The following is a 19,553-nucleotide window of genomic DNA, read 5'->3' on the forward strand; positions in this document are numbered from 1 at the left end:
CTACGGCTACAACTCTCTAGAATATGGGTTGCCGACATCCTACTGCTAAATAGCCGAGGCTGTCGAGCGCTGATTTTTACATCAGTTGTTAAATAAATTAACATTCACTTTTTACAGCATAACTGACTATAACTTTGTGAGTTTGCTAGCAGAATGTCAGATACGCCTCAAAAAATTGATGCAAAAAAAGCCACCTCGTCGGTGGCTTTTTAACTCCAAATTAACCTTTAAGGCATCATAGGAGGTTGATCTGCGCCTTCTTTCTCAATCTCAACTGGCATCATGTGTTCACGATTGATACCCAGTTTAACGGCCAAGAAGCTCGCCACATAGATAGAGGAATAAGTACCCACAAAAATCCCCAACAGCAATGCAGTCGCAAAGCCATGGATCATAGTGCCGCCCTTAAGGAACAAGGCCACAACAGTCACCAAAGTCGTGCCCGTTGTAATAATGGTACGGCTCATAGTTTGACTGATTGAAATGTTAACTATTTCTTCAGGATCGCTCTTACGCAGCTTAAGGAAGTTCTCACGGATACGGTCAAATACCACGATAGTATCGTTAAGTGAGTAACCCACCACAGTCAACAAGCCCGCCAATACGGTCAAGTCAAATTCCAATTGAAATAACGAAAACACCCCTAAGGTCACGATGACATCGTGCGCCAGTGCCGCTACAGAACCAAACGCTAAGCGCCATTCGAAACGAAACGACACATAGATCATGATACAAATCAGCGCAACTAATACCGCCAATGCACCTTGCTCTGCCAGTTCTTTACCCACTTGTGGGCCAACAAACTCAACACGCTTCTGCTGCACTTGTGGGTCAACTTTCTGCGCGGCTTCCATGATAGACTTAACCTGCACATCACTCTTAACGCCTTCTTTCACCTGTAAACGTACAAGTACGTCACGGCTAGAACCGAAGTTTTGCACGATCGCACCTTCGGAATCTGGCGTCGTCAGTTGCACACGCAGCGCATTCAAATCAACCGGCTGAGTAAACTCCATTTCAACAACAGTACCGCCAGTGAAATCAAGACCCCAGTTAACGCCATTAGTTGCGAGCGATACCAGCGAGCCCAGCACTAACACTGCCGACATAATGCTAATAGGCAGTGCATGGCGGAGGAAGTTTACTGTATGTTTTAAGGATAAAACTTCAATCATTGTCACTTCCCCTTAGATAGACAGAGTCTTCACGCGCTTACCACCCCAAATCGCGTTAACGATTGAGCGAGTACCCACGATGGCGGTAAACATAGAAGTCGCAATACCTATCATTAAGGTCACAGCGAAGCCTTTAATCGCACCAGTACCTACGGCAAACAAAATGAGCGCAGTGATGAAGGTGGTGATGTTCGCATCGGCGATAGTTGAGAAAGCATTACCATAACCTTCATGGATTGCCTGCTGTACGCTACGTCCTGCACGAAGCTCTTCACGAATACGCTCATAAATCAGCACGTTGCCGTCAACCGCCATACCGACCGTCAACACCATACCGGCAATACCGGGTAGGGTTAACACAGCGCCAGGGATCATAGACATAACGCCCACGACCATGACTAAGTTTGCGGTTAAAGCCAGGTTAGCAATAAGCCCAAAGCTACGGTAGTAAACCAACATAAAGAGTAAGACAACTGCCATACCCCATACCATAGCTTGCACACCGCTTTGAATGTTTTCAGCACCTAAGCTTGGACCAATGGTACGTTCTTCAACAATTGATACAGGAGCAATCAAGGCACCCGCACGCAGTAATAGCGCAAGGTTTTGTGCTTCACCATGACTTAAGCCAGTGATCACAAAGTTACGGCCTAAACGGGCTTGAATAGTAGCAACCGAAATTACTTCTTCAATTTTCAGCATCTTAACGCTGCCATCGGCATTGCGTTCACCACTGTCTTTATACTCGATGAACAAAGTCGCCATAGGCTTGCCTATGTTGTCTTTGGTCACGTCAGAGAAAATGGTACCGCCTTTAGCGTCGAGGTTGATACTGACCTGAGGACGACTGTACTGGTCAAAGCTAGGTTGTGCGCCAGTGATATGATCACCCGTCAACATCACTTCTTTCTTCAATATCACAGAGCCACCTTCGCGGCGCTGATACACTTCAGAACCCGCAGGTACACGGCCTGATTGCGCAGCATTCGGATCGGCTTTTTCATCCACCATGTGGAATTCAATTGATGCGGTTGCACCTAAGATTTCCTTAGCACGAGCCGTATCTTGCACACCTGGCAGCTCAACGATAATGCGCTCGGCGCCTTGACGTTGTACTACAGGCTCAGCCACACCTAACTCGTTAACACGGTTACGAATGGTAGTAATGTTTTGTTGCAGTGCTTCTTCTTTAATCTGCTTTAGATAAGCTTCACTCATCACAGCTTGCAGCGCGAAATCTTCGCCACGGCTAGCATCGGTGAACACCATATCTTGATTGCGAGTCTTAAGAAAACGCTCGGCAGTCGCTAAGTTTTCAGCATCACGGAACTTGATTTCAATTCCAGTGGCATTAACACGAATACCAGCATAACGAATGGTTTCTTCACGTAATTGTGAACGGAAATCAGCGACTTTAGCTTCTTCCATCTTACGAATCGCTTCGCCCATGTCCACTTCCATGAGGAAATGCACACCACCGCGAAGGTCAAGACCAAGCTTCATTGGGCTACCGCCCATGGACTCGAGCCACTTAGGCGTCGCAGGCGCTAAGTTAAGTGCCACAGTAAACTTATCACCTAAGCTGTCAGCAATCAGTTCTTTAGCCAGTAGCTGTTGATCCGCATTTTGCAAACGGACCAACAACTGACCTTTTTCAAGCTCAGAGCGCTTTACCGCAATGCTCTTACTGGCTAACAGCTCGTTCACACTGGCTTGGGTAGATGCTGTTACTTCAGCACCTCGAGTCGCCACCACTTGCACCGCGTGATCTTCACCAAAAAGGTTAGGTACGGCATAGAAACAACCTATGGCGATGACGAGCATCACCATAATGTTTTTCCACATTGGGTATTTATTTAACACGCCTGAGCCCTCTTGGCTTACAACGACTGGATAGAGCCCTTAGGCAATACAGCTGCAATATAGTCTTTTTTGATCGTGATTTGTGTTGTGTCGTTCAAGCTCAGTAACACGTAATCGCTTTCGTCGCTGATTTTTGCAATCTTGCCTAAAATCCCACCACTGGTTAACACTTCATCGCCTTTGCCTAATGAAGACATTAGATTTTTGTGCTCTTTAACGCGTTTTGATTGCGGACGGAAAATCATGAAATAGAAAATCAGGCCGAAAATCGCCAGCATGAAAATCAGTTCCATCGTGCCGCCACCTTGTGGTGCGCCGGCAGCGCTTGCATATGCATTTGAAATAAACATAGTTTTTCTCTTCTTATTAGCAAAAAATCAATCGACTAACTCTGGTACTTCGCGACCTTGACTGGTATAGAAGTCCGCCACAAAGGCGTCTAATGTACCCGTCTCAATCGCACCGCGCAAACCTTCCATTAACATTTGATAGTATCTCAAGTTGTGAATGGTGTTTAAACGCGCACCCAGAATCTCATTACAACGATCTAAGTGGTAAAGATACGCCCGTGAATAATTTTTACAGGTATAACAATCACACTTAGTATCAAGTGGTGACGTGTCATCTCTATGACGCGCATTGCGTATTTTGATCACACCTTCACTCGTAAACAGATGACCGTTGCGGGCATTACGGGTTGGCATCACACAGTCAAACATGTCAACACCACGACGTACACCTTCAACTAAATCTTCTGGTTTACCGACCCCCATCAGATAGCGAGGTTTGTCTGCAGGAATTTGCGGGCAAATATGCTCAAGAATGCGATGCATATCTGCTTTAGGCTCACCGACGGCCAAACCACCGACGGCATAACCGTCGAAACCAATATCGACTAAGCCTTTTAAGCTTTCGTCGCGTAAATCTTCATACACACCGCCCTGAATAATACCGAAGAGTGAGTTAGGGTTCTCTAAACGGTCAAATTCATCACGCGAACGTCTCGCCCAACGCAAAGACATCTGCATTGACTTGCGCGCTTCATCTTCAGTTGCGGGATATGGCGTACATTCGTCAAAAATCATCACCACATCACTGCCCAATGCATCTTGAATTTGCATTGATTTTTCAGGATCTAAGAAGATTTTTTCACCATTAATGGGCGAACGGAAATGCACACCTTCTTCGGTGATCTTACGTATATCGCCAAGACTAAACACTTGGAAACCGCCCGAGTCCGTTAAAATAGGACGCTGCCAGTTCATAAAGTCATGCAAGTCACCGTGCTTACGCATGATCTCTTCGCCTGGGCGCAACCATAAATGGAAAGTGTTACCGAGCAAAATATCCGCGCCAGTGGCACGTACTTCTTCTGGTGTCATGCCTTTCACTGTGCCGTAGGTTCCTACCGGCATAAAAGCGGGGGTTTCTACTGTGCCACGATCAAAAATTAACCGACCACGGCGCGCACGCCCGTCGGTAGTGTCTAATTCAAATTTCATAATTCACCTCGCCAGATAAACAGTCTGACTACATTTTTAATGGCTAATGCCATTTTGATTAACAATAGAGATGGGGACAGCGTTAAAAGGTTCAATCTTTTAACGAAAAAAATTGCCGCACCATCTCACTTTGGGCGGCTATTTTAAAACAAAATCTTGGTCTAGTGGGCTTTTTTCGTCACAAACATCGCATCGCCATAGCTAAAGAAGCGATATTTTTGCGTGATAGCATGTTGATACGCCGCCATAACATGATCAAAACCGGCAAAAGCACTCACTAGCATGATCAAAGTTGATTCAGGTAGATGAAAATTTGTCACCATAGCATCGACCACTTGGAATTCATAACCTGGGTAAATAAAGATATCGGTATCGCCGCTAAAAGCTTTGAGCTCGCCAAGGCTTGCGCGTGCCGCACTTTCTAAAGAGCGCACTGACGTCGTCCCTACGGCCACCACACGTTTACCCGCAGCTTTGGTTTGCGCGATTAAATCAACCACATCCTGCGGCACATTCGCCCACTCGGAATGCATCTTGTGTTCAAGAATAGTATCGACACGCACTGGCTGAAATGTTCCCGCGCCCACATGCAAGGTCACAAACGCGACATTCACGCCCTTGGCTTTTAATGCATCAAGCATGGCATCGTCAAAATGCAAACCCGCCGTTGGCGCGGCAACTGCACCAGGGTTTTGGTTATACACAGTTTGATAGCGCTCTTTGTCGGCATCTTCATCGGGTCTATCGATATAAGGAGGCAAAGGCATGTGCCCTACTGCTTCAAGCACTTCTAAGATGGTTAACTCTGATAACAACTCAAGTTCAAACAAGGTATCGTGGCGGGCGACCATCTTCATTTGATAGCCACCGTCGAGATGGATTAACGAATCCACTTTAGGGGATTTAGAGCTACGAACGTGGGCGAGGATGCGCTTATCATCGAGCATACGCTCAACTAAAATTTCTAACTTACCGCCACTGGCCTTTTGACCAAACATGCGCGCGGGGATCACTCGGGTATTGTTGAACACCATTAAATCACCGGGATTAATCATCCCCAGCAAATCGGTAAACTGTTTGTCGCCTAACGCGCCAGAGTTGCCGTCTAAGGTTAACAGACGGGATGCGTTACGCTGCGCCATAGGATAACGAGCGATCAGCTCATCGGGAAGATCGAAAGAAAAGTCTGCAACGCGCATATTGGCCTCTAGATAGCTTAGAACGGCGGCTAGTCTATGGTTAGAGGCCAATAAGATCAAGATTACTTATTGCCAGTGTCCACTTCTTGCTCGGGTTCCACTGGATTGATGCCATCTTGGGGCAGATTGCCATCGGCATCGAATTTTAGCCGCGAGCGACTAAAGTCATCCATGCTGAAACGGTGTTGTTCAAAGGGGATTTCTATTAGCACTTTTTTGCGCTTCTGCTGCTCGTCTTTACCAAGCATTTTGGTGAACCAGTTCCACATCATCCATGATCCTAAAAAAGGTTATTGATTTTATTTCACTTTCCCTTATCGAATACTATGTCAACGTTTAAGTCAGCCATAATTATTCACGGCGGATCAAATGTTATTATCAATAAAAAGTGAAAAAATACTGCATTTTTAGCTTCGGCGCTTTCCTAAGCGCGCTTGTGCATGATACCGTGAACCGACGTGGTTAACCAAGCACAAATAATGAACTTTCTTACACACTTACATCTCGCCGACATCAGTAAAACCCACCTTGCTACCAACGTAGCAGGTAACTATATTCAAGCGCCAATTGCACAAGCTCCAATTGAGTTACGCCAAGCTTTATGGCTAAACCAAGAGATTAATACCCTTTGCGCCAGCCATGAATTGACCATTGAATTAATGGAAGCTTTCCCTGCGCCCTTAAGAAGCATAGCAGCAGAACTCATGGCGGTGAGTTTCGATCACTATTTAGCTTACTATTGGGAAGAATATCACCACCAACCCTTGGATGAATTCAGCAGCAAGGCCTATGACGCGCTAGATGCTTTCGCCACGCAAGGTGTTGATCCATACCATCCAGAGGCATTATTTACACTCTTGCCCACAATGCGCAGCGCCGATTGGCTAGGCAGCTACACCACCGAAAAAGGATTACAACAAGCCTTAGCACAAGTGGCCAAACAGCATCCGCAAGCCGCACTGTTCAAAGATGCCCATAAAGTCGTCAATAAAATGCAGATAGAAATCGAAACCGCGTTCCGCACTTTTTACCCGCAGCTGATGGCTTATACCCGTATTTGGAGCCGTAAGACGCCTACAGAATATTTGCCCTCACCCCTCTCGCAATAATCGAGCATGAGATTATGCTGTGTGCCTGCGTAAATTTTGCTAGTATGGCCGCGCAAAAATGAGGACAAGATGCAGATATTTGATTACCAGCCCCCAGCAGTTCCTTGGCTAGACATACGCTATAAAGATAGAGATCTGATTATCATCAATAAACCTTCGGGATTATTGTCTAATCCGGGTCGAGCGGCTCACACCTTCGATTGCGCGTTAACCCGCTTACAAAGCCTTTATCCAGAAACGATTTTAGTGCATAGGCTCGACTGCGCGACCTCGGGCATTATGGTGTTTGCCCGTAATAAAAAAGCGGAGTCGCATTTAAAAACACAGTTTCAAGATAGACAGAGTAAGAAAGTCTATATTGCCGAAGTGATGGGACATGTGCTGCAAGATCAGGGGATTATTGACCTCGCGATAGTGCCAGACACTGAACATCCGCCCTATCAAAAAACGCTACAGGCGGGAGAGACTGGCGGCAAAAGCGCCCTCACTCACTACCGTGTATTAGAGCGCCGAGAAAACAGCACCTTAGTCGAGCTTTCGCCAGAAACAGGCCGCACCCATCAATTGCGTGTGCATATGCTTGCCCTAGGCCATGCGATTTTGGGTGATGAGTTTTATGGTGATGCCAAGGTTATCAAGGCCAAACCGCGTTTATGTTTACATGCGCAAAGCTTGAGTTTGACTCATCCCTATTCGGGTAAACCGCTGTTTTTTAGCAGCAAACATCCATTTACTGAATAACTTAAGCCACTCGCTACAATTCCATAAAAGCAAAAGGTCGCGACTTAGCTCTTAGCTATCGTGCGACCTTAGTTATTTACGGATTCGACTGTCGTCGTTTAAGCGACGCGTATACCTTGACCAAAATCGACATCAGTCGCTAATTTTTCCGCTTGGAAATAACAGCCCTGCTCATTACAAAATTGTAATTGCTGCGACGATGTCACGATAAAAAATTCACCAAAGAAATTGCCGCCAACATCCTCTAGCTTATGGCCCTCAGGAGTTTGCGTCATAAAGACTTCATCTAAACTATGGCAGCCATCACTAAACCAAGTTTCTAAAAAATATTTATCGTCTTCTTTATAGAGGGTAATTTTGTCACCCAATAAAGGACGCCCATCTAACCAACGACCTATAATTTCACGATTTTGCATATCTGTCTCCCGCCAATGAAGGCGACGGCGTTTTTCGATCCCAGACATCCTGATATCCTTATGCAATACCCAATCACCTAAAGTGAATGTCAGTTGTGGTAGTACATTAAGCATAGAACCCATTTAACTCTTTACTCCCCACAGCAGCAAATTACTTCAAATCGCCCGTCAAATGTAACTTTTTGGTTAATTTAAATTTGCTAAATATTTAAAATATAAAAGATAAATACCTTTGACTAATTAATCGGCAGTGTAGCTCAATCTAAAAATAAAAACGCGATCTTTATCACTATTTACTTATCGCTAAAGTAAAGGCAGCTAAAAGACTTATCTAGCGAGCTGAATAAAAACACCGCGCTGTATAGACGTCGATAAAATGAGAACGGCAGCCAAACAGACCAACTGGCAATGTCAGCAAAAGTCCAATAAATCCCCTCTATATTACTAACTGCCCTCATAACATCCTTGCTAACCGTTATGCGTCAAGTTGAAGAGTTTGTATGGCACTTAGTCACAAGCGCCAATATATTTTCCATTGCCAACGAGTTTCGACTTGATTTTCATTGACTCTTCAGAGGTTGTCACTTCAAGCTTAGAAGTGAACGTTTTCCCATTGAAACGCATTTCACCCACTGTTTTAGATGCACCATCAGGGCTAGTGCATGATGTTTCAAACACCATCTTGTTAGCACTGATCCAATTGCTGTTGGTTTGGCATTCTTCGCCTTCATTTTCTTCAGGCTCTAAATCAAATGCAGAGGCGATGTCATTTATGCATTCAGTTTCCGTGTAATCAGGCCTTTTGGCCATGCTCCGCATCATTTTCTCCATTTCAGGAGGTGCGTCTATTTCTACTATTTCGGATTTCCAAGTGGTTTCCCATAAACCCGGTTTGAAGTCATAGTTTTCAGCGTGAAGATGAGTTGATGCCACTATGAGTCCAGTTAACATCACTTTAGTAATTAGGTGGGTCATTTATTATTCCTTTAATTAATGAAAAACAAGTAAGGTTTTAGTGTCTAGCGCCCAAATTTAGCACGCAAAGTCGTGCTGCGGGTTGAGGTCGCAGCCAGCAATTTTGCTGGCTTTAACATTTGTTTTTAGGGGCGACAACCATCTTAATCGTCCGACCCACTATAAACATCTAAACTTAAAACAATTCTACGTTGACCAAGTGCCAGCATGATTTCAGGTGACAAGCTCAAACCATCATTCCAGTTGCCCATAAACAAGCCGCAGAACATGTCAACTTTGTAGCTTTGGTAAAGCTTTTCCCATATCGCTAAGTCACTTGTTAGCTGGGATAAAATTGCTCCAATCTGCGCGTTTAGGTCTTCTGGCTCTCTCTTTTTAGCCTGAAAATGCCAGCTACCCGTTTTGGCAATCCGCACTTTTCCACTGGTTTTGCTGACATCTTCATCACCTTTCTTTTTACTTTTAGTTGCTGTACCACCAAGTAAATTTGATACGTTTTCAGGTATCAAATCATCCCCGAAGATCCGAAGAGTGGCTTGTGAATATTCAAATGCACCCATAAAAGGCCCTAATGCTGAGCTAAAAAGCGCCAATGCAGCGTAGCGTTGGCGTCCATAGAAAAATAAAAACGCACACACTTAACTATCTGTATTAACTAGAAGTTATCAGCTTTCTACCGCTTTTCATATACAAGAATCCATCAGAAAGACACGCATGCGCGTTTTCCTGACCAATTATCCTAAAACGGTAACCTGTAAGTGTTTAATTTTAAATATTTTTAGATTTAGATGTTTGAGATAACACGCACGTGTATTGACAGAAAGCACTCACAAACAAGCAATTTAGATACAATTGTATCTCTTCCAGTTTCTACGACTCTTGTTGAAGAGTTAAGCACAAGGGGGCTGTAGCGTTATTTCTACAAATCTAGAACTCAATCCTTTGGTATGAATATGCTCCATATATTGCCCACTTTCGTTTTTTAGTTTGGTTTGATCATATTGATGAACTCGCAACAAAAATAACTCAAGAAATTGTTTTTTTAAAATTTTTACATAACCCCGTAACGTACGCATTTCATATATCAAATGGACTTATAGGAGCTTGTTACATCTTTTATTGCCAATTTTAATAGGGTTTCTGATATAACCCATAAGTGAATTACCGCACAAATAAGACCAAGTGATATTTCAATATCCCTACAAAACAAAAATAAAGCAGGAAGCGCTATGCATAACATTCATCGTCGTCATTTTCTTAAGGCAGCGGGTGCCGCTACCGCCGGACTCGTCACAGCCAATATTGCCCTCAACGCCTACGCCAGTAGTGTCGCCCCTAAACCGCAAACGGGTAAATCCGTTATCGGACTCATAGCACCCAAGATGGACGTGGTTCGAGTTGGCTTTATCGGTGTTGGCGAGCGTGGCTTTAGCCATGTCGAGCAATTCTGTCATTTAGAAGGCGTTGAACTTAAAGCTATTTGTGATACTCACCCAGCGGTGCTGGACAGAGCCGTGGATCATATCGTTAAACAGAATCGGCCAAAACCGACTGTCTATACTGGTAATGACCTGAGCTATCGCGATCTCTTAAGCCGCGATGATATTGATATTGTGATCATTTCTACTCCATGGGAATGGCACGCACCTATGGCGATAGAGACGATGGAAAGCGGTAAACATGCCTTTGTCGAAGTACCGTTAGCACTCACAGTAGAGGAATGCTGGCAAATTGTGGATACCGCCGAACGCACTCAGAAAAACTGCATGATGATGGAAAACGTCAACTACGGCCGTGAAGAACTTATGGTACTCAACATGGTGCGCCAAGGCGTGTTTGGTGAGTTGCTCCACGGTGAAGCCGCTTATATCCACGAGCTACGTTGGCAGATGAAGGAAATAGACCATAAGACGGGCTCATGGCGGACTTATTGGCATACCAAGCGCAACGGTAACTTGTACCCGACCCACGGTTTAGGACCAGTTTCCCAGTATATGAACATCAACCGCGGTGATAGATTTGATTATCTAACCTCGATGAGTTCGCCCGCTCTTGGCCGTGCGCTCTATGCTAAACGTGAATTCCCCGCCGATCATGAGCGTAATCAGCTCAAGTACATCAATGGGGATATCAATACCAGTCTGATTAAGACCGTTAAGGGCCGGACCATCATGGTGCAGCATGACACGACGAGCCCAAGACCTTACAGTCGCCACAATTTAATCCAAGGGACAAATGGCGTGTTTGCGGGTTTCCCGAATCGTATCGCCGTCGAAAATGGTGGCTTTGGTCAGAGTTACCACGAGTGGGATATGGACATGCAAAAGTGGTATGACAAATATGATCACCCTCTATGGCAACGTATAGGCAAAGAAGCTGAGATTAACGGCGGCCACGGCGGCATGGATTTTGTGATGTTATGGCGCATGATTTATTGCCTGCGCAATGGCGAGGCCTTAGATCAGGATGTGTACGATGGCGCGTCTTGGTCGGTGGTGAATATCTTAAGTGAACATTCACTCAATGACCGCAGTAACTCAGTCACCTTCCCAGATTTTACCCGCGGCGCATGGCAAACGGCCAAACCCTTAGGGATTGTCGGCGCTTAAGCAGCGGCTTTCGCCAAACTCATCATTTTGATGGGTTCACCATAAGGATAAGTGCCTCGGCCTTATCCTTTTTCTTTTCTTAAATGAAGCTTAGAGATGCCCACACCATCAATAGCAATAAGGGACAAGCAATTAGGGGCAACAAACTCATGATAAGAAACCAACTATAAACGCTAATAGTAGCCAATTTCTTTGATTTTCAAAGAAAAATCACCACTCTGCTGGGCACCAATCACTAGCCCTAGACTACAGACTTGGCTTAAATCTATTGCCACTCGGGAAATCGGTTTACCCCGACATTGGGGCAAGAAGTCACTGAAGGGAATTTCTATCCGCTGCCAATTCAAGACTCTAGCGCCACTCACGCCAAACGTTTGATGACTTGGCGCGGGCATAGGCGCTTGATAAACCGTGCTTTGGGGTGTGTCGACATCCTTTAGATTCACTTTATAATCTTTAGGTCGGTCGCCATCGAGTTCGACATAGATCCCAGTAAATCCACTGACATCTATAGGGCTAAACTCACAACGCACTGAAGCAAACCCGCCGCCATTTGCCAGCGACACATGGCCGCTAAACTCACCATAGCCTAAAGGTGACACCGTCATCTTACTGCGAGACAAACCGCCCATCACAGTGTCATTTATTCCATACCAGGGCTTTGCGGCATCTCGCACTCTAAAATCAAAAAAGATCATAACGACTCCCATAAAAAAAGCAGCCACCTAAGTGACTGCTTCCATAATACTTTTCAATACGAATAACAGCACTCGTTAACTCAGTTTAGCTTTATTCTCAGCGGCTTCACAAGCAGCAGCGGTAAAGATAACGTCAGTTGAGCTGTTCAATGCGGTTTCGGCAGCATCTTGAACCACACCAATAATAAAGCCGACAGCGACTACTTGCATGGCGACATCATTAGAAATACCAAACAAGCTACAAGCCAGTGGGATCAACAGTAATGAACCACCCGCCACACCCGAGGCGCCGCAAGCCGAAATAGCGGCTACAACGCTCAATAACAATGCGGTGAGTAAATCGACTTGAATGCCCAAGGTATGCGCCGCAGCTAAGGTCAATACCGTAATAGTGATCGCCGCGCCGCCCATATTGATGGTGGCACCTAAGGGAATAGAGACTGAGTAAGTGTCTTCATGCAGATTTAATTTTTCACACAGCGCCATATTCACCGGAATATTCGCCGCACTCGAGCGGGTAAAAAATGCCGTCACGCCACTTTCACGCAGACAACGAAATACCAACGGATAGGGATTACGTTTAATCTTCACGTAAACAATTAAAGGATTAACGATTAAGGCAATAATGGCCATCGCACCTAATAAAACTGCTAATAACTGCGCATAACCCGCAATTGCGGCAAAACCGGTTTCAGCAAACGTCGCAGCAACTAAACCAAAAATACCAATAGGTGCTAAACGAATAATGAAATGCACCATTTGCGAAATGCCGTGGCTCATGTCGGCAAATACTTGCTTAGTCGAATCGCTAGCATGATGTAAGGCTAAACCTAAGCCCACACCCCAAGCAAGAATACCAATATAGTTGCCCGTCATTAACGCATTCACTGGATTATCAACCAGTTTAAATAATAAGGTATGGATCACTTCACCAATACCTTGTGGAGGACTTGTACCTTCCACACCAGCAACCAAAACTAAAGTCGTGGGGAAAATAGAGCTTAAAATCACAGCAGTTAACGCCGCGGCAAAGGTCCCCAATAAATACAGGATCACAATTGGGCGCATATTGGTTTGCGTATTTTTCTTTTGATTGGCAATCGACGATGCTACTAAGATAAATACCAGTATTGGAGCAATCGCTTTTAGTGCTCCAACGAATAAACTGCCTAAGAAGGCGATATCTTTTGCGCTATCGGGTGAAAAACTCGCTAACACCACACCAGCGATAATCCCTAATAAGATTTGTAATACGAGACTGCCATTAGCCAACTTAGCTAATAATGATGATTCTTTTTTCATGGTTTAACCTGTCGTTATTATATTTCGGTTGAGATCCCCAACGCGCACCTTCGGAAATGAGGGCAATAAGGTTTTTATAGGATGTGACTAGACTTGTCTAGTTTTGCGGGGAAATAAGCTAACTAAATTACCCTTGTCCCGCAAAAAGCATACAAAAAACTAACAAGCGCCTTATTGGCGCTGCTTCATGGCTAAATCGGCACCACGCAACATGGCATCAATCAACTCGTGGGCATCGAACTTAGTCAGCGCTTCATTTGCCCCCACTTGGTGGGCCTGACTCACGCTTATTTCGCTGGATAAAGACGTGTGTAAAATGATGTATGCCTTGGCGGTCAGTGGATTATCACGCACCTCAAACGCCAGTTCGTAACCATCTAGTCCCGGCATCTCAATATCACTCACCAGAATATCTATGGGGTGATGCTCTAGTGCCGCTTGTTCCATCATGACTAAGGCTTCTTTACCGTCGGCGGTCACTCGATAAGGGATGTTGATCATATCAAGGGCATCGGATAACTGCTTACGTGCCACCTTAGAATCATCCACTAACAGGATATTCATGGGTTTGAGTTTCTCACGCTGCACATCGGTCAAGATTGCCCGATTTGCCTGTGGGTTATTAGGGAAAATTTTCGACAGCAATAACTCAACATCGAGCAATTGTACTAACTGGTCCTCAAAACGAGTCACGCCAGTCAAGTAAGCATTCTTGCCCAAATTAGCAGAAGGCGCCTCAATATCGCGCCAATTACATTCAATAATCTTATCGATACCACGCACTAAAAAGCCAATGATCATCCGCTGACAGTCAGTGATGATGATGTAGCATTTTTCGCGCTCTTCAGGGGCTATCGGCCGATAACCAATCGCAGCTGCCATATCTATGATAGGAATCGTATGGCCACGAATAGTTGAAGCGCCAAGAATCGTCGGATGAGATTGGGGAATTTTGCTTAGCTGTGTGTACGGCACCAGCTCACGCACTTTCAACGTGCCTAAGGCAAACACTTGAGTCTGTGATAACCGAAACAGTAGTAATCCCTGTGACTGACTTGCCTTACTTTTCATAATTAGATAAATAACTCACTAAAAACAACCTTCGGATAGCTTAACCTTAACACAGTAAAATTTTGATGACTAAGGTCAAACGAATGAAACTATTATTACCTATTTATTAATAGGTTCGATGCCAATCGCCGACAAGTGCTTAGTCTTGTAATGCGTACAAGACATCAAAGGCGAATTGATCCCAACCTTCGGCAGTAAAAGCGATATCGCGAATATTACGAACTTGGCTCACCGCATGTAATGGCGCTGCACCATTGACCATCAAGTAATAGGCCATGATAAGACTGGTGCGATCCTTGCCAGAGCGACAATGGAACACTACAGGCAGCTCATCAGCTTCACATTGCTGAATAAAGGCGAGTGCCTTGGGCAACTGAGCGACACAAATCGCCACATCCCCATCTTGAGGCGGCACATTGCGCGAAAAGGGAATACATTCGTAACGTAAATCAAGCTGCTTAAACGCACTCGGCTCGCATCCTTCGCCCCCATTGACCGACAGAATGGCACCAATACCGGCCTCTTTGAGCGCTTTTAAATCCCAAGGATCTTTATTAGGGCCACTGCGCCCTGCGACTTTACCTTCAACTAACCAGAATAAGTGTTGCATAAACCTTACCTACGACAAGTGAGATGACAAGGAACGCCAGAGATAAGCTAAGAATAGCTTGTTTCCAACGACTTAAGATTTTTTACCCCAAAATTCAGCATTGGCAGGCGGTAACTGTTTACGTTTTTTTTTACCCATACCTTCAGGCTTGGCGACAGGTTTAGCTTGTTCTAACAGTTCGGCTGGCATTTCATCATCGGCTTCAAAACCGACAATTTGCTCACGCACTAACTTAAGCTTGTTCTTTTTCTCTATCACGCCAAAGTGGTGATAATCCTCATGGGAAATCAAGGTCACGGCTAAGCCTGCTTCACCGGCGCGGCCACTACGGCCAATACGATGCATATAATCTGCAGGGCTCCTTGGTAAATCAAAGTTGATCACCACAGGCAGTTTATCGATATCGATACCACGGGCGGCAATATCGGTCGCAATTAACACACTGATCTCACCATTTTTAAAGCCATCGAGCACCCGCGTACGCGCACCTTGGGCTTTATCGCCATGGAACACTTCGGCAGTGATCCCACGTTTAGACAGCTTTTGCGCTAAGTGATTACAGGTATTTTTGGCACTCACGAAAATCAACACCTGTGACCACTGATGTTCTTTAATCAGATGCGCCAATAATGCGGTTTTCATCGGACGATTAACCGTAATCACCCGTTGATGAATCGTGCTTTCTTGCTCACTTTGCAATTGATATTCAAGTGGATTATTAAGCAGTTTTGCCGTTAACTCACGGACCTCTTCAGGGAATGTCGCTGAGAATAATAAGGTTTGTTTCTTGACGGGCAAAGCGTCGAGCACTTGGGCTAATTCTTCGGTAAAGCCAAGGCTTAACATGCGGTCAGCTTCATCTAGCACTAAGGCGCTGACACGATTGAGTTTGATGGCATTACTCGACAACAGATCTAACAAACGACCCGGCGTTGCTACTAGGACGTCGGCGCCAGAGCGTAGACTCTGCATTTGCGCATTCACCGACACACCGCCAAACGCAGCGACAATTTTCAGTTTGCCATTCAAATGCGAGGCATAGGACAGAAAGCTGTCAGCGACTTGTTGGGCTAATTCACGGGTTGGTACTAAGACCAAGCAACGAACATAAGCACCTGTCTTATCCTCTGTTTTTGCCTCAACAAGTTGTTGCAACAGCGGCACGGCAAAGGCTGCCGTTTTACCCGAGCCCGTATTAGCACCGGCTAACACATCGCGCCCCGCAAGCACAGCGGGGATCGTCGCCGCCTGTACTGGTGTGGGCGAAACATACGCTAATTCGGTTAATCGATTTAGCAAGGGTGCAATAATGCCGAGTTGGGCAAAGCTTGCCGCAGAGGAAGAAGCCTGAGTCATAGAAAGTTTAACTGCTCACCAATATCTTAATAGGCGGCTATTCTAGCTTAAATATCGAGGCAATGCTTGGCAGTTTCCAGCGTTAATAACTGCTGTTTCATCGCAAGCCCATAGGCGTAACCCGTTAACTTGCCATTTTTGCCTATCACTCTATGGCAAGGCACGATAATCGCAATGGGATTGGCACCATTGGCCGCGCCCACGGCACGCACCGCCTTAGGCCGACCAATTTGCTCGGCAATCTGCCCATAGCTGCAGCTCTGACCATAATCGACATTGAGCAAGGCTTGCCATACGTCGCGCTGAAATTCAGTGCCTTTAGGTGCGAGCTTTAAATTAAATTCAATCAGTTCACCTGCAAAATAACGCGCGAGCTGCACTTGAGTTTCACTAATATGCGCCTTAGCTTGATTGAGGACATCCTCACTCACCTTAGCAAGCGCAATCTCAGTGCGATCCGAGCCGACAACCGTTAAATGACTCAGCCCATAGGCATTGGCATTTAACTGCAATATTCCGGCAGGACTCATAAAAGTATCTACGGCACAAGGCTGATACGCAGCAATACTCGGCGCTTGGCTCAATTGACGAATCGCATGTTTCATAATTTATCTCTCTATTTATGTCTTCAACTTAGATCGTTTTAGTCGCTATTGATGCCAAAGCTGAAAGGTTAAATAACTGCCCCAAGGCGCGATGTCTTGACTCAGCTGCTGACACAGCTTCGGGTAGTTGACGGCACCCGCAGCGGCTTCATCCAGCCTATGGGTCTTGCCATACAAGGCCAGCAAATGCTTTTTAACAATCAAATCGGTATGCAAAAACACATTGGGATCGCCCAAACCGCGAAGCTTAGCATACGCGATTGTCCAAGGACCTATGCCCTTAACGCTGAGCCAATCATCGACACTCGCCTCAGGATGATCACAGATAAACGCCGCGAGCGCATTGAGGGCTAACTTACGAGCGCCGGGCATTTTTAGCTCAGTTAGACTCGCCTCACGAATGGCCTCGGGTGTAGGAAATAAACGATACTCGCAACCATTGAGACTAAAGCGCTCGCCATAGGCTTCAACCAATTGATTAAGTAGCTTAGTCGCCTGCACTACCGTCACTTGCTGGCCTAAAATCGCACGGCAGGCCGCCTCAAATAAGGAGCCTGCACCGGGAATGCGTAATCCCGAAAACGGTGTTAATCCTAAACTTGGTAGCGCACTTAAGCCTTGTTCAATCTGCAGCATATCCGCATCGAGGTCTAACATGCGTCGCACTTCAGTGACCAGCAATTGCAGCTCATCGACAGGGGAATCTTCGGTCAACATTATCGCGAGTTTGAAGCGATTTAGCTTAGGCTCATGGATAATGTGCACTGTGCCGCGCATCTTACCTAGGGCAAAACAGCGACCATATTCGAGCCCATTATCGCCAGCTTTGGCCTCATCGACCACGGACGCCTCATCGCCAACGACATCGCTCGCTTGTGGATGACTCATCTGCGGCGTGAACCATTCCATCCCTGTTACCGCACGTAAGCGATAAAACGCCAGCTGTGATGCCCAATCCAATGGCGGCCGATAATACTGATACAAGGTTAATCCATAGTGCGGCACAAATTCACCCATAGTATCAATCTCACCTAATCCTGTTGATGGCTCAATCATGGACTCCTTTGCGACTTTAGTTAATGCACTTTTTCTTAACTGGGTCGGCGTCAATTGCAAGGTTTGCTTAAACGCCTCATTGAAACGGCGAATACTATTGAAACCCGCCGCCATCGCGACTTGAGTGATAGGTAATTGGGTTTGGTGCAATAATTGTTTAGCAAACAGTAATTGCCGATATAAGGCATATTGTTTTGGCGAAGTGCCAAAGCCTTCGGTAAAGAGCTTATTGAGATAACGACTGCTGATCCCTAATCGGTCAGCCAATTGTGTTACTGTCGAAGCTGGCTCTCCCGATGATTTTCCCGCTAAGGCGCCCGCTTCGATTAAGCTAATGGCCCTCGCTAACGTTGTGCCAGTCCCCTTCCAAGGATTCGATCCCGGCGCACTGTCGGGCCGACAACGTAAACATGGGCGTAATCCCGCCTGCGCGGCTTTAATGGCCGAATCAAAATAACGCACATTTTGCTCTTTTGGTGCCACAGCAGGACACACAGTTCGGCAATAAATGCCCGTCGTTAATACGCCCACAAAAAACTTACCATCAAACCGCGGATCGCGGCTCATCCTCGCTTCACGGCAAATGGACGCAGAAAGTAGCCCCGCACTGGACTCCAGTGAATGCACCGAATCTATTTCATCACGCTTAATCGCACTCTTAGACACTCTATCTGCACTCATTTTTCACCACGCCCGACAATATTCGCTCACAATTAATTTCTTGTTCATTACTTTACGTAAAACTAGCATGTAGCACTAGCGGAAAACGGAACTCAATCATTTCAATGCTTTTAGGGCATGAAATCTTATATACCCAAGCTACCTGAAGATACGAGTTTCAGAGCGTCTAGGGTGCTTCAATTCAAGGCGCATCAATGACAGAATGTCGGCCACCTTTTGAATTGGTGCGACACGGAAGTGGAGTGCCCTAGACGCTCCGTCCCGGCGGCTGATGTTAACCACGGGGTAACGCACTTTATGCCGTGTTGGTTATTTTTAACTTAGTCCACTAGGTCTGCAAATAACCGCAATCGCCATGGATAATGGAATGGACCCATCCACTTTTAATCGGCCTCGCAATGGGCCACGATGTAGTCGCTAAAACTCATCAGAAAGAGGACGGGTCCACCTATGAAGATTACTACAATCGGTTTAGATATCGCAAAGTCTGTTTTTCATGCTGTTGGCGTCGATAAAGCGGGTAAGTTAATCAAAAAGAAAATGCTTAGACGCAAGGACTTACTTCCCTTTCTTGCTCAAATTGAG

Annotated in this window: 19 protein-coding genes and 1 pseudogene; 4 read left to right on the forward strand and 16 right to left on the reverse strand. The window is 45.7% G+C overall.

Annotated elements, in window-relative coordinates; translation table 11 throughout:
• Nucleotides 1–227 precede the first annotated feature (227 nt).
• From secF to L5M10_RS01610, 6 genes are all read right to left on the reverse strand, one after another.
• Nucleotides 228–1,175, reverse strand: coding sequence for a protein translocase subunit SecF (secF, locus tag L5M10_RS01585; protein WP_028761072.1), 948 nt, complete (start codon nucleotides 1,173–1,175; stop codon nucleotides 228–230).
• A 12-nt stretch (nucleotides 1,176–1,187) separates the two neighbouring features.
• A complete protein-coding gene (secD, locus tag L5M10_RS01590) occupies nucleotides 1,188–3,038 on the reverse strand; it encodes a protein translocase subunit SecD (protein ID WP_263254726.1) in 1,851 nt (616 codons plus the stop codon).
• A gap of 17 nt (nucleotides 3,039–3,055) precedes the next feature.
• The gene (gene yajC / locus L5M10_RS01595; RefSeq protein WP_007649452.1) at nucleotides 3,056–3,388 is read right to left on the reverse strand and encodes a preprotein translocase subunit YajC; all 333 of its coding nucleotides are present in this window, start codon (nucleotides 3,386–3,388) and stop codon (nucleotides 3,056–3,058) included.
• A 27-nt stretch (nucleotides 3,389–3,415) separates the two neighbouring features.
• Complete coding sequence (gene tgt, locus L5M10_RS01600) at nucleotides 3,416–4,540, reverse strand: tRNA guanosine(34) transglycosylase Tgt (RefSeq protein WP_006082277.1); 1,125 nt, start codon at nucleotides 4,538–4,540, stop codon at nucleotides 3,416–3,418.
• 161 nt (nucleotides 4,541–4,701) lie between these two features.
• Nucleotides 4,702–5,739 (reverse strand): tRNA preQ1(34) S-adenosylmethionine ribosyltransferase-isomerase QueA, encoded by a 1,038-nt coding sequence (queA, locus tag L5M10_RS01605; protein WP_198572755.1) that lies wholly within the window; start codon nucleotides 5,737–5,739, stop codon nucleotides 4,702–4,704.
• Between the two features lie 62 nt (nucleotides 5,740–5,801).
• Entirely contained in the window at nucleotides 5,802–6,011 is a 210-nt protein-coding gene (locus L5M10_RS01610; RefSeq protein WP_131523167.1) for a hypothetical protein, read from the reverse strand.
• A gap of 207 nt (nucleotides 6,012–6,218) precedes the next feature.
• On the opposite strand from L5M10_RS01610, the gene L5M10_RS01615 reads away from it, so the two are divergent.
• Nucleotides 6,219–6,848 carry an acyl carrier protein phosphodiesterase gene (locus L5M10_RS01615; protein WP_263254727.1) on the forward strand — a complete coding sequence of 210 codons (630 nt, stop codon included), beginning with the start codon at nucleotides 6,219–6,221 and terminating at the stop codon, nucleotides 6,846–6,848.
• 69 nt (nucleotides 6,849–6,917) lie between these two features.
• Entirely contained in the window at nucleotides 6,918–7,589 is a 672-nt protein-coding gene (locus L5M10_RS01620; protein ID WP_113941674.1) for an RluA family pseudouridine synthase, read from the forward strand.
• Nucleotides 7,590–7,687: 98 nt separating this feature from the next.
• Here the strand turns inward: L5M10_RS01620 and L5M10_RS01625 are convergent, their stop codons facing one another.
• From L5M10_RS01625 to L5M10_RS01635, 3 genes are all read right to left on the reverse strand, one after another.
• Nucleotides 7,688–8,128, reverse strand: coding sequence for a hypothetical protein (locus tag L5M10_RS01625; RefSeq protein ID WP_263254728.1), 441 nt, complete (start codon nucleotides 8,126–8,128; stop codon nucleotides 7,688–7,690).
• Nucleotides 8,129–8,512: 384 nt separating this feature from the next.
• A complete protein-coding gene (locus L5M10_RS01630; RefSeq protein ID WP_263254729.1) occupies nucleotides 8,513–8,980 on the reverse strand; it encodes a DUF3617 domain-containing protein in 468 nt (155 codons plus the stop codon).
• A 143-nt stretch (nucleotides 8,981–9,123) separates the two neighbouring features.
• Nucleotides 9,124–9,540: a DUF4279 domain-containing protein gene (locus L5M10_RS01635; RefSeq protein ID WP_263254730.1), complete on the reverse strand. Its 417-nt coding sequence runs from the start codon at nucleotides 9,538–9,540 to the stop codon at nucleotides 9,124–9,126.
• Between the two features lie 669 nt (nucleotides 9,541–10,209).
• Between L5M10_RS01635 and L5M10_RS01640 the strand changes: the two genes are divergently transcribed.
• Nucleotides 10,210–11,589 (forward strand): Gfo/Idh/MocA family oxidoreductase, encoded by a 1,380-nt coding sequence (locus L5M10_RS01640; protein ID WP_263254731.1) that lies wholly within the window; start codon nucleotides 10,210–10,212, stop codon nucleotides 11,587–11,589.
• Nucleotides 11,590–11,762: 173 nt separating this feature from the next.
• Here the strand turns inward: L5M10_RS01640 and L5M10_RS01645 are convergent, their stop codons facing one another.
• From L5M10_RS01645 to L5M10_RS01675, 7 genes are all read right to left on the reverse strand, one after another.
• On the reverse strand, nucleotides 11,763–12,287 hold the full coding sequence (locus tag L5M10_RS01645) for a CIA30 family protein (protein ID WP_263254732.1): 525 nt from the start codon (nucleotides 12,285–12,287) through the stop codon (nucleotides 11,763–11,765).
• 75 nt (nucleotides 12,288–12,362) lie between these two features.
• On the reverse strand, nucleotides 12,363–13,589 hold the full coding sequence (gene sstT / locus L5M10_RS01650) for a serine/threonine transporter SstT (RefSeq protein WP_263254733.1): 1,227 nt from the start codon (nucleotides 13,587–13,589) through the stop codon (nucleotides 12,363–12,365).
• Between the two features lie 171 nt (nucleotides 13,590–13,760).
• Nucleotides 13,761–14,660 (reverse strand): chemotaxis protein CheV, encoded by a 900-nt coding sequence (locus tag L5M10_RS01655; RefSeq protein ID WP_028761082.1) that lies wholly within the window; start codon nucleotides 14,658–14,660, stop codon nucleotides 13,761–13,763.
• 139 nt (nucleotides 14,661–14,799) lie between these two features.
• Nucleotides 14,800–15,270, reverse strand: a complete 471-nt coding sequence (locus L5M10_RS01660) for a dual specificity protein phosphatase family protein (RefSeq protein WP_263254734.1) — start codon at nucleotides 15,268–15,270, stop codon at nucleotides 14,800–14,802.
• 72 nt (nucleotides 15,271–15,342) lie between these two features.
• Nucleotides 15,343–16,626: a DEAD/DEAH box helicase gene (locus tag L5M10_RS01665; protein WP_263254735.1), complete on the reverse strand. Its 1,284-nt coding sequence runs from the start codon at nucleotides 16,624–16,626 to the stop codon at nucleotides 15,343–15,345.
• Between the two features lie 47 nt (nucleotides 16,627–16,673).
• Nucleotides 16,674–17,231, reverse strand: a complete 558-nt coding sequence (locus L5M10_RS01670) for a methylated-DNA--[protein]-cysteine S-methyltransferase (RefSeq protein ID WP_263254736.1) — start codon at nucleotides 17,229–17,231, stop codon at nucleotides 16,674–16,676.
• Between the two features lie 45 nt (nucleotides 17,232–17,276).
• The gene (locus L5M10_RS01675; RefSeq protein WP_263254737.1) at nucleotides 17,277–18,968 is read right to left on the reverse strand and encodes an Ada metal-binding domain-containing protein; all 1,692 of its coding nucleotides are present in this window, start codon (nucleotides 18,966–18,968) and stop codon (nucleotides 17,277–17,279) included.
• Nucleotides 18,969–19,418: 450 nt separating this feature from the next.
• Here L5M10_RS01675 and L5M10_RS01680 point away from each other — a divergent pair.
• Nucleotides 19,419–19,553: pseudogene (locus tag L5M10_RS01680) on the forward strand (IS110 family transposase); the annotation flags it as partial.

The organism is Shewanella sp. SM32 (assembly GCF_025654235.1).
Lineage (GTDB): Bacteria > Pseudomonadota > Gammaproteobacteria > Enterobacterales > Shewanellaceae > Shewanella > Shewanella oncorhynchi.

Bases quoted from the DNA above. Each gene is read 5' to 3' on its own strand.
- secF (WP_028761072.1), bottom strand. From the start codon at position 1,175: ATGATTGAAGTTTTATCCTTAAAACATACAGTAAACTTCCTCCGCCAT.
- yajC (WP_007649452.1), bottom strand. From the start codon at position 3,388: ATGTTTATTTCAAATGCATATGCAAGCGCTGCCGGCGCACCACAAGGT.
- tgt (WP_006082277.1), bottom strand. From the start codon at position 4,540: ATGAAATTTGAATTAGACACTACCGACGGGCGTGCGCGCCGTGGTCGG.
- queA (WP_198572755.1), bottom strand. From the start codon at position 5,739: ATGCGCGTTGCAGACTTTTCTTTCGATCTTCCCGATGAGCTGATCGCT.
- L5M10_RS01610 (WP_131523167.1), bottom strand. From the start codon at position 6,011: ATGATGTGGAACTGGTTCACCAAAATGCTTGGTAAAGACGAGCAGCAG.
- L5M10_RS01615 (WP_263254727.1), top strand. From the start codon at position 6,219: ATGAACTTTCTTACACACTTACATCTCGCCGACATCAGTAAAACCCAC.
- L5M10_RS01620 (WP_113941674.1), top strand. From the start codon at position 6,918: ATGCAGATATTTGATTACCAGCCCCCAGCAGTTCCTTGGCTAGACATA.
- L5M10_RS01625 (WP_263254728.1), bottom strand. From the start codon at position 8,128: ATGGGTTCTATGCTTAATGTACTACCACAACTGACATTCACTTTAGGT.
- L5M10_RS01630 (WP_263254729.1), bottom strand. From the start codon at position 8,980: ATGACCCACCTAATTACTAAAGTGATGTTAACTGGACTCATAGTGGCA.
- L5M10_RS01635 (WP_263254730.1), bottom strand. From the start codon at position 9,540: ATGGGTGCATTTGAATATTCACAAGCCACTCTTCGGATCTTCGGGGAT.
- L5M10_RS01640 (WP_263254731.1), top strand. From the start codon at position 10,210: ATGCATAACATTCATCGTCGTCATTTTCTTAAGGCAGCGGGTGCCGCT.
- L5M10_RS01645 (WP_263254732.1), bottom strand. From the start codon at position 12,287: ATGATCTTTTTTGATTTTAGAGTGCGAGATGCCGCAAAGCCCTGGTAT.
- sstT (WP_263254733.1), bottom strand. From the start codon at position 13,589: ATGAAAAAAGAATCATCATTATTAGCTAAGTTGGCTAATGGCAGTCTC.
- L5M10_RS01655 (WP_028761082.1), bottom strand. From the start codon at position 14,660: ATGAAAAGTAAGGCAAGTCAGTCACAGGGATTACTACTGTTTCGGTTA.
- L5M10_RS01660 (WP_263254734.1), bottom strand. From the start codon at position 15,270: ATGCAACACTTATTCTGGTTAGTTGAAGGTAAAGTCGCAGGGCGCAGT.
- L5M10_RS01665 (WP_263254735.1), bottom strand. From the start codon at position 16,626: ATGACTCAGGCTTCTTCCTCTGCGGCAAGCTTTGCCCAACTCGGCATT.
- L5M10_RS01670 (WP_263254736.1), bottom strand. From the start codon at position 17,231: ATGAAACATGCGATTCGTCAATTGAGCCAAGCGCCGAGTATTGCTGCG.
- L5M10_RS01675 (WP_263254737.1), bottom strand. From the start codon at position 18,968: ATGAGTGCAGATAGAGTGTCTAAGAGTGCGATTAAGCGTGATGAAATA.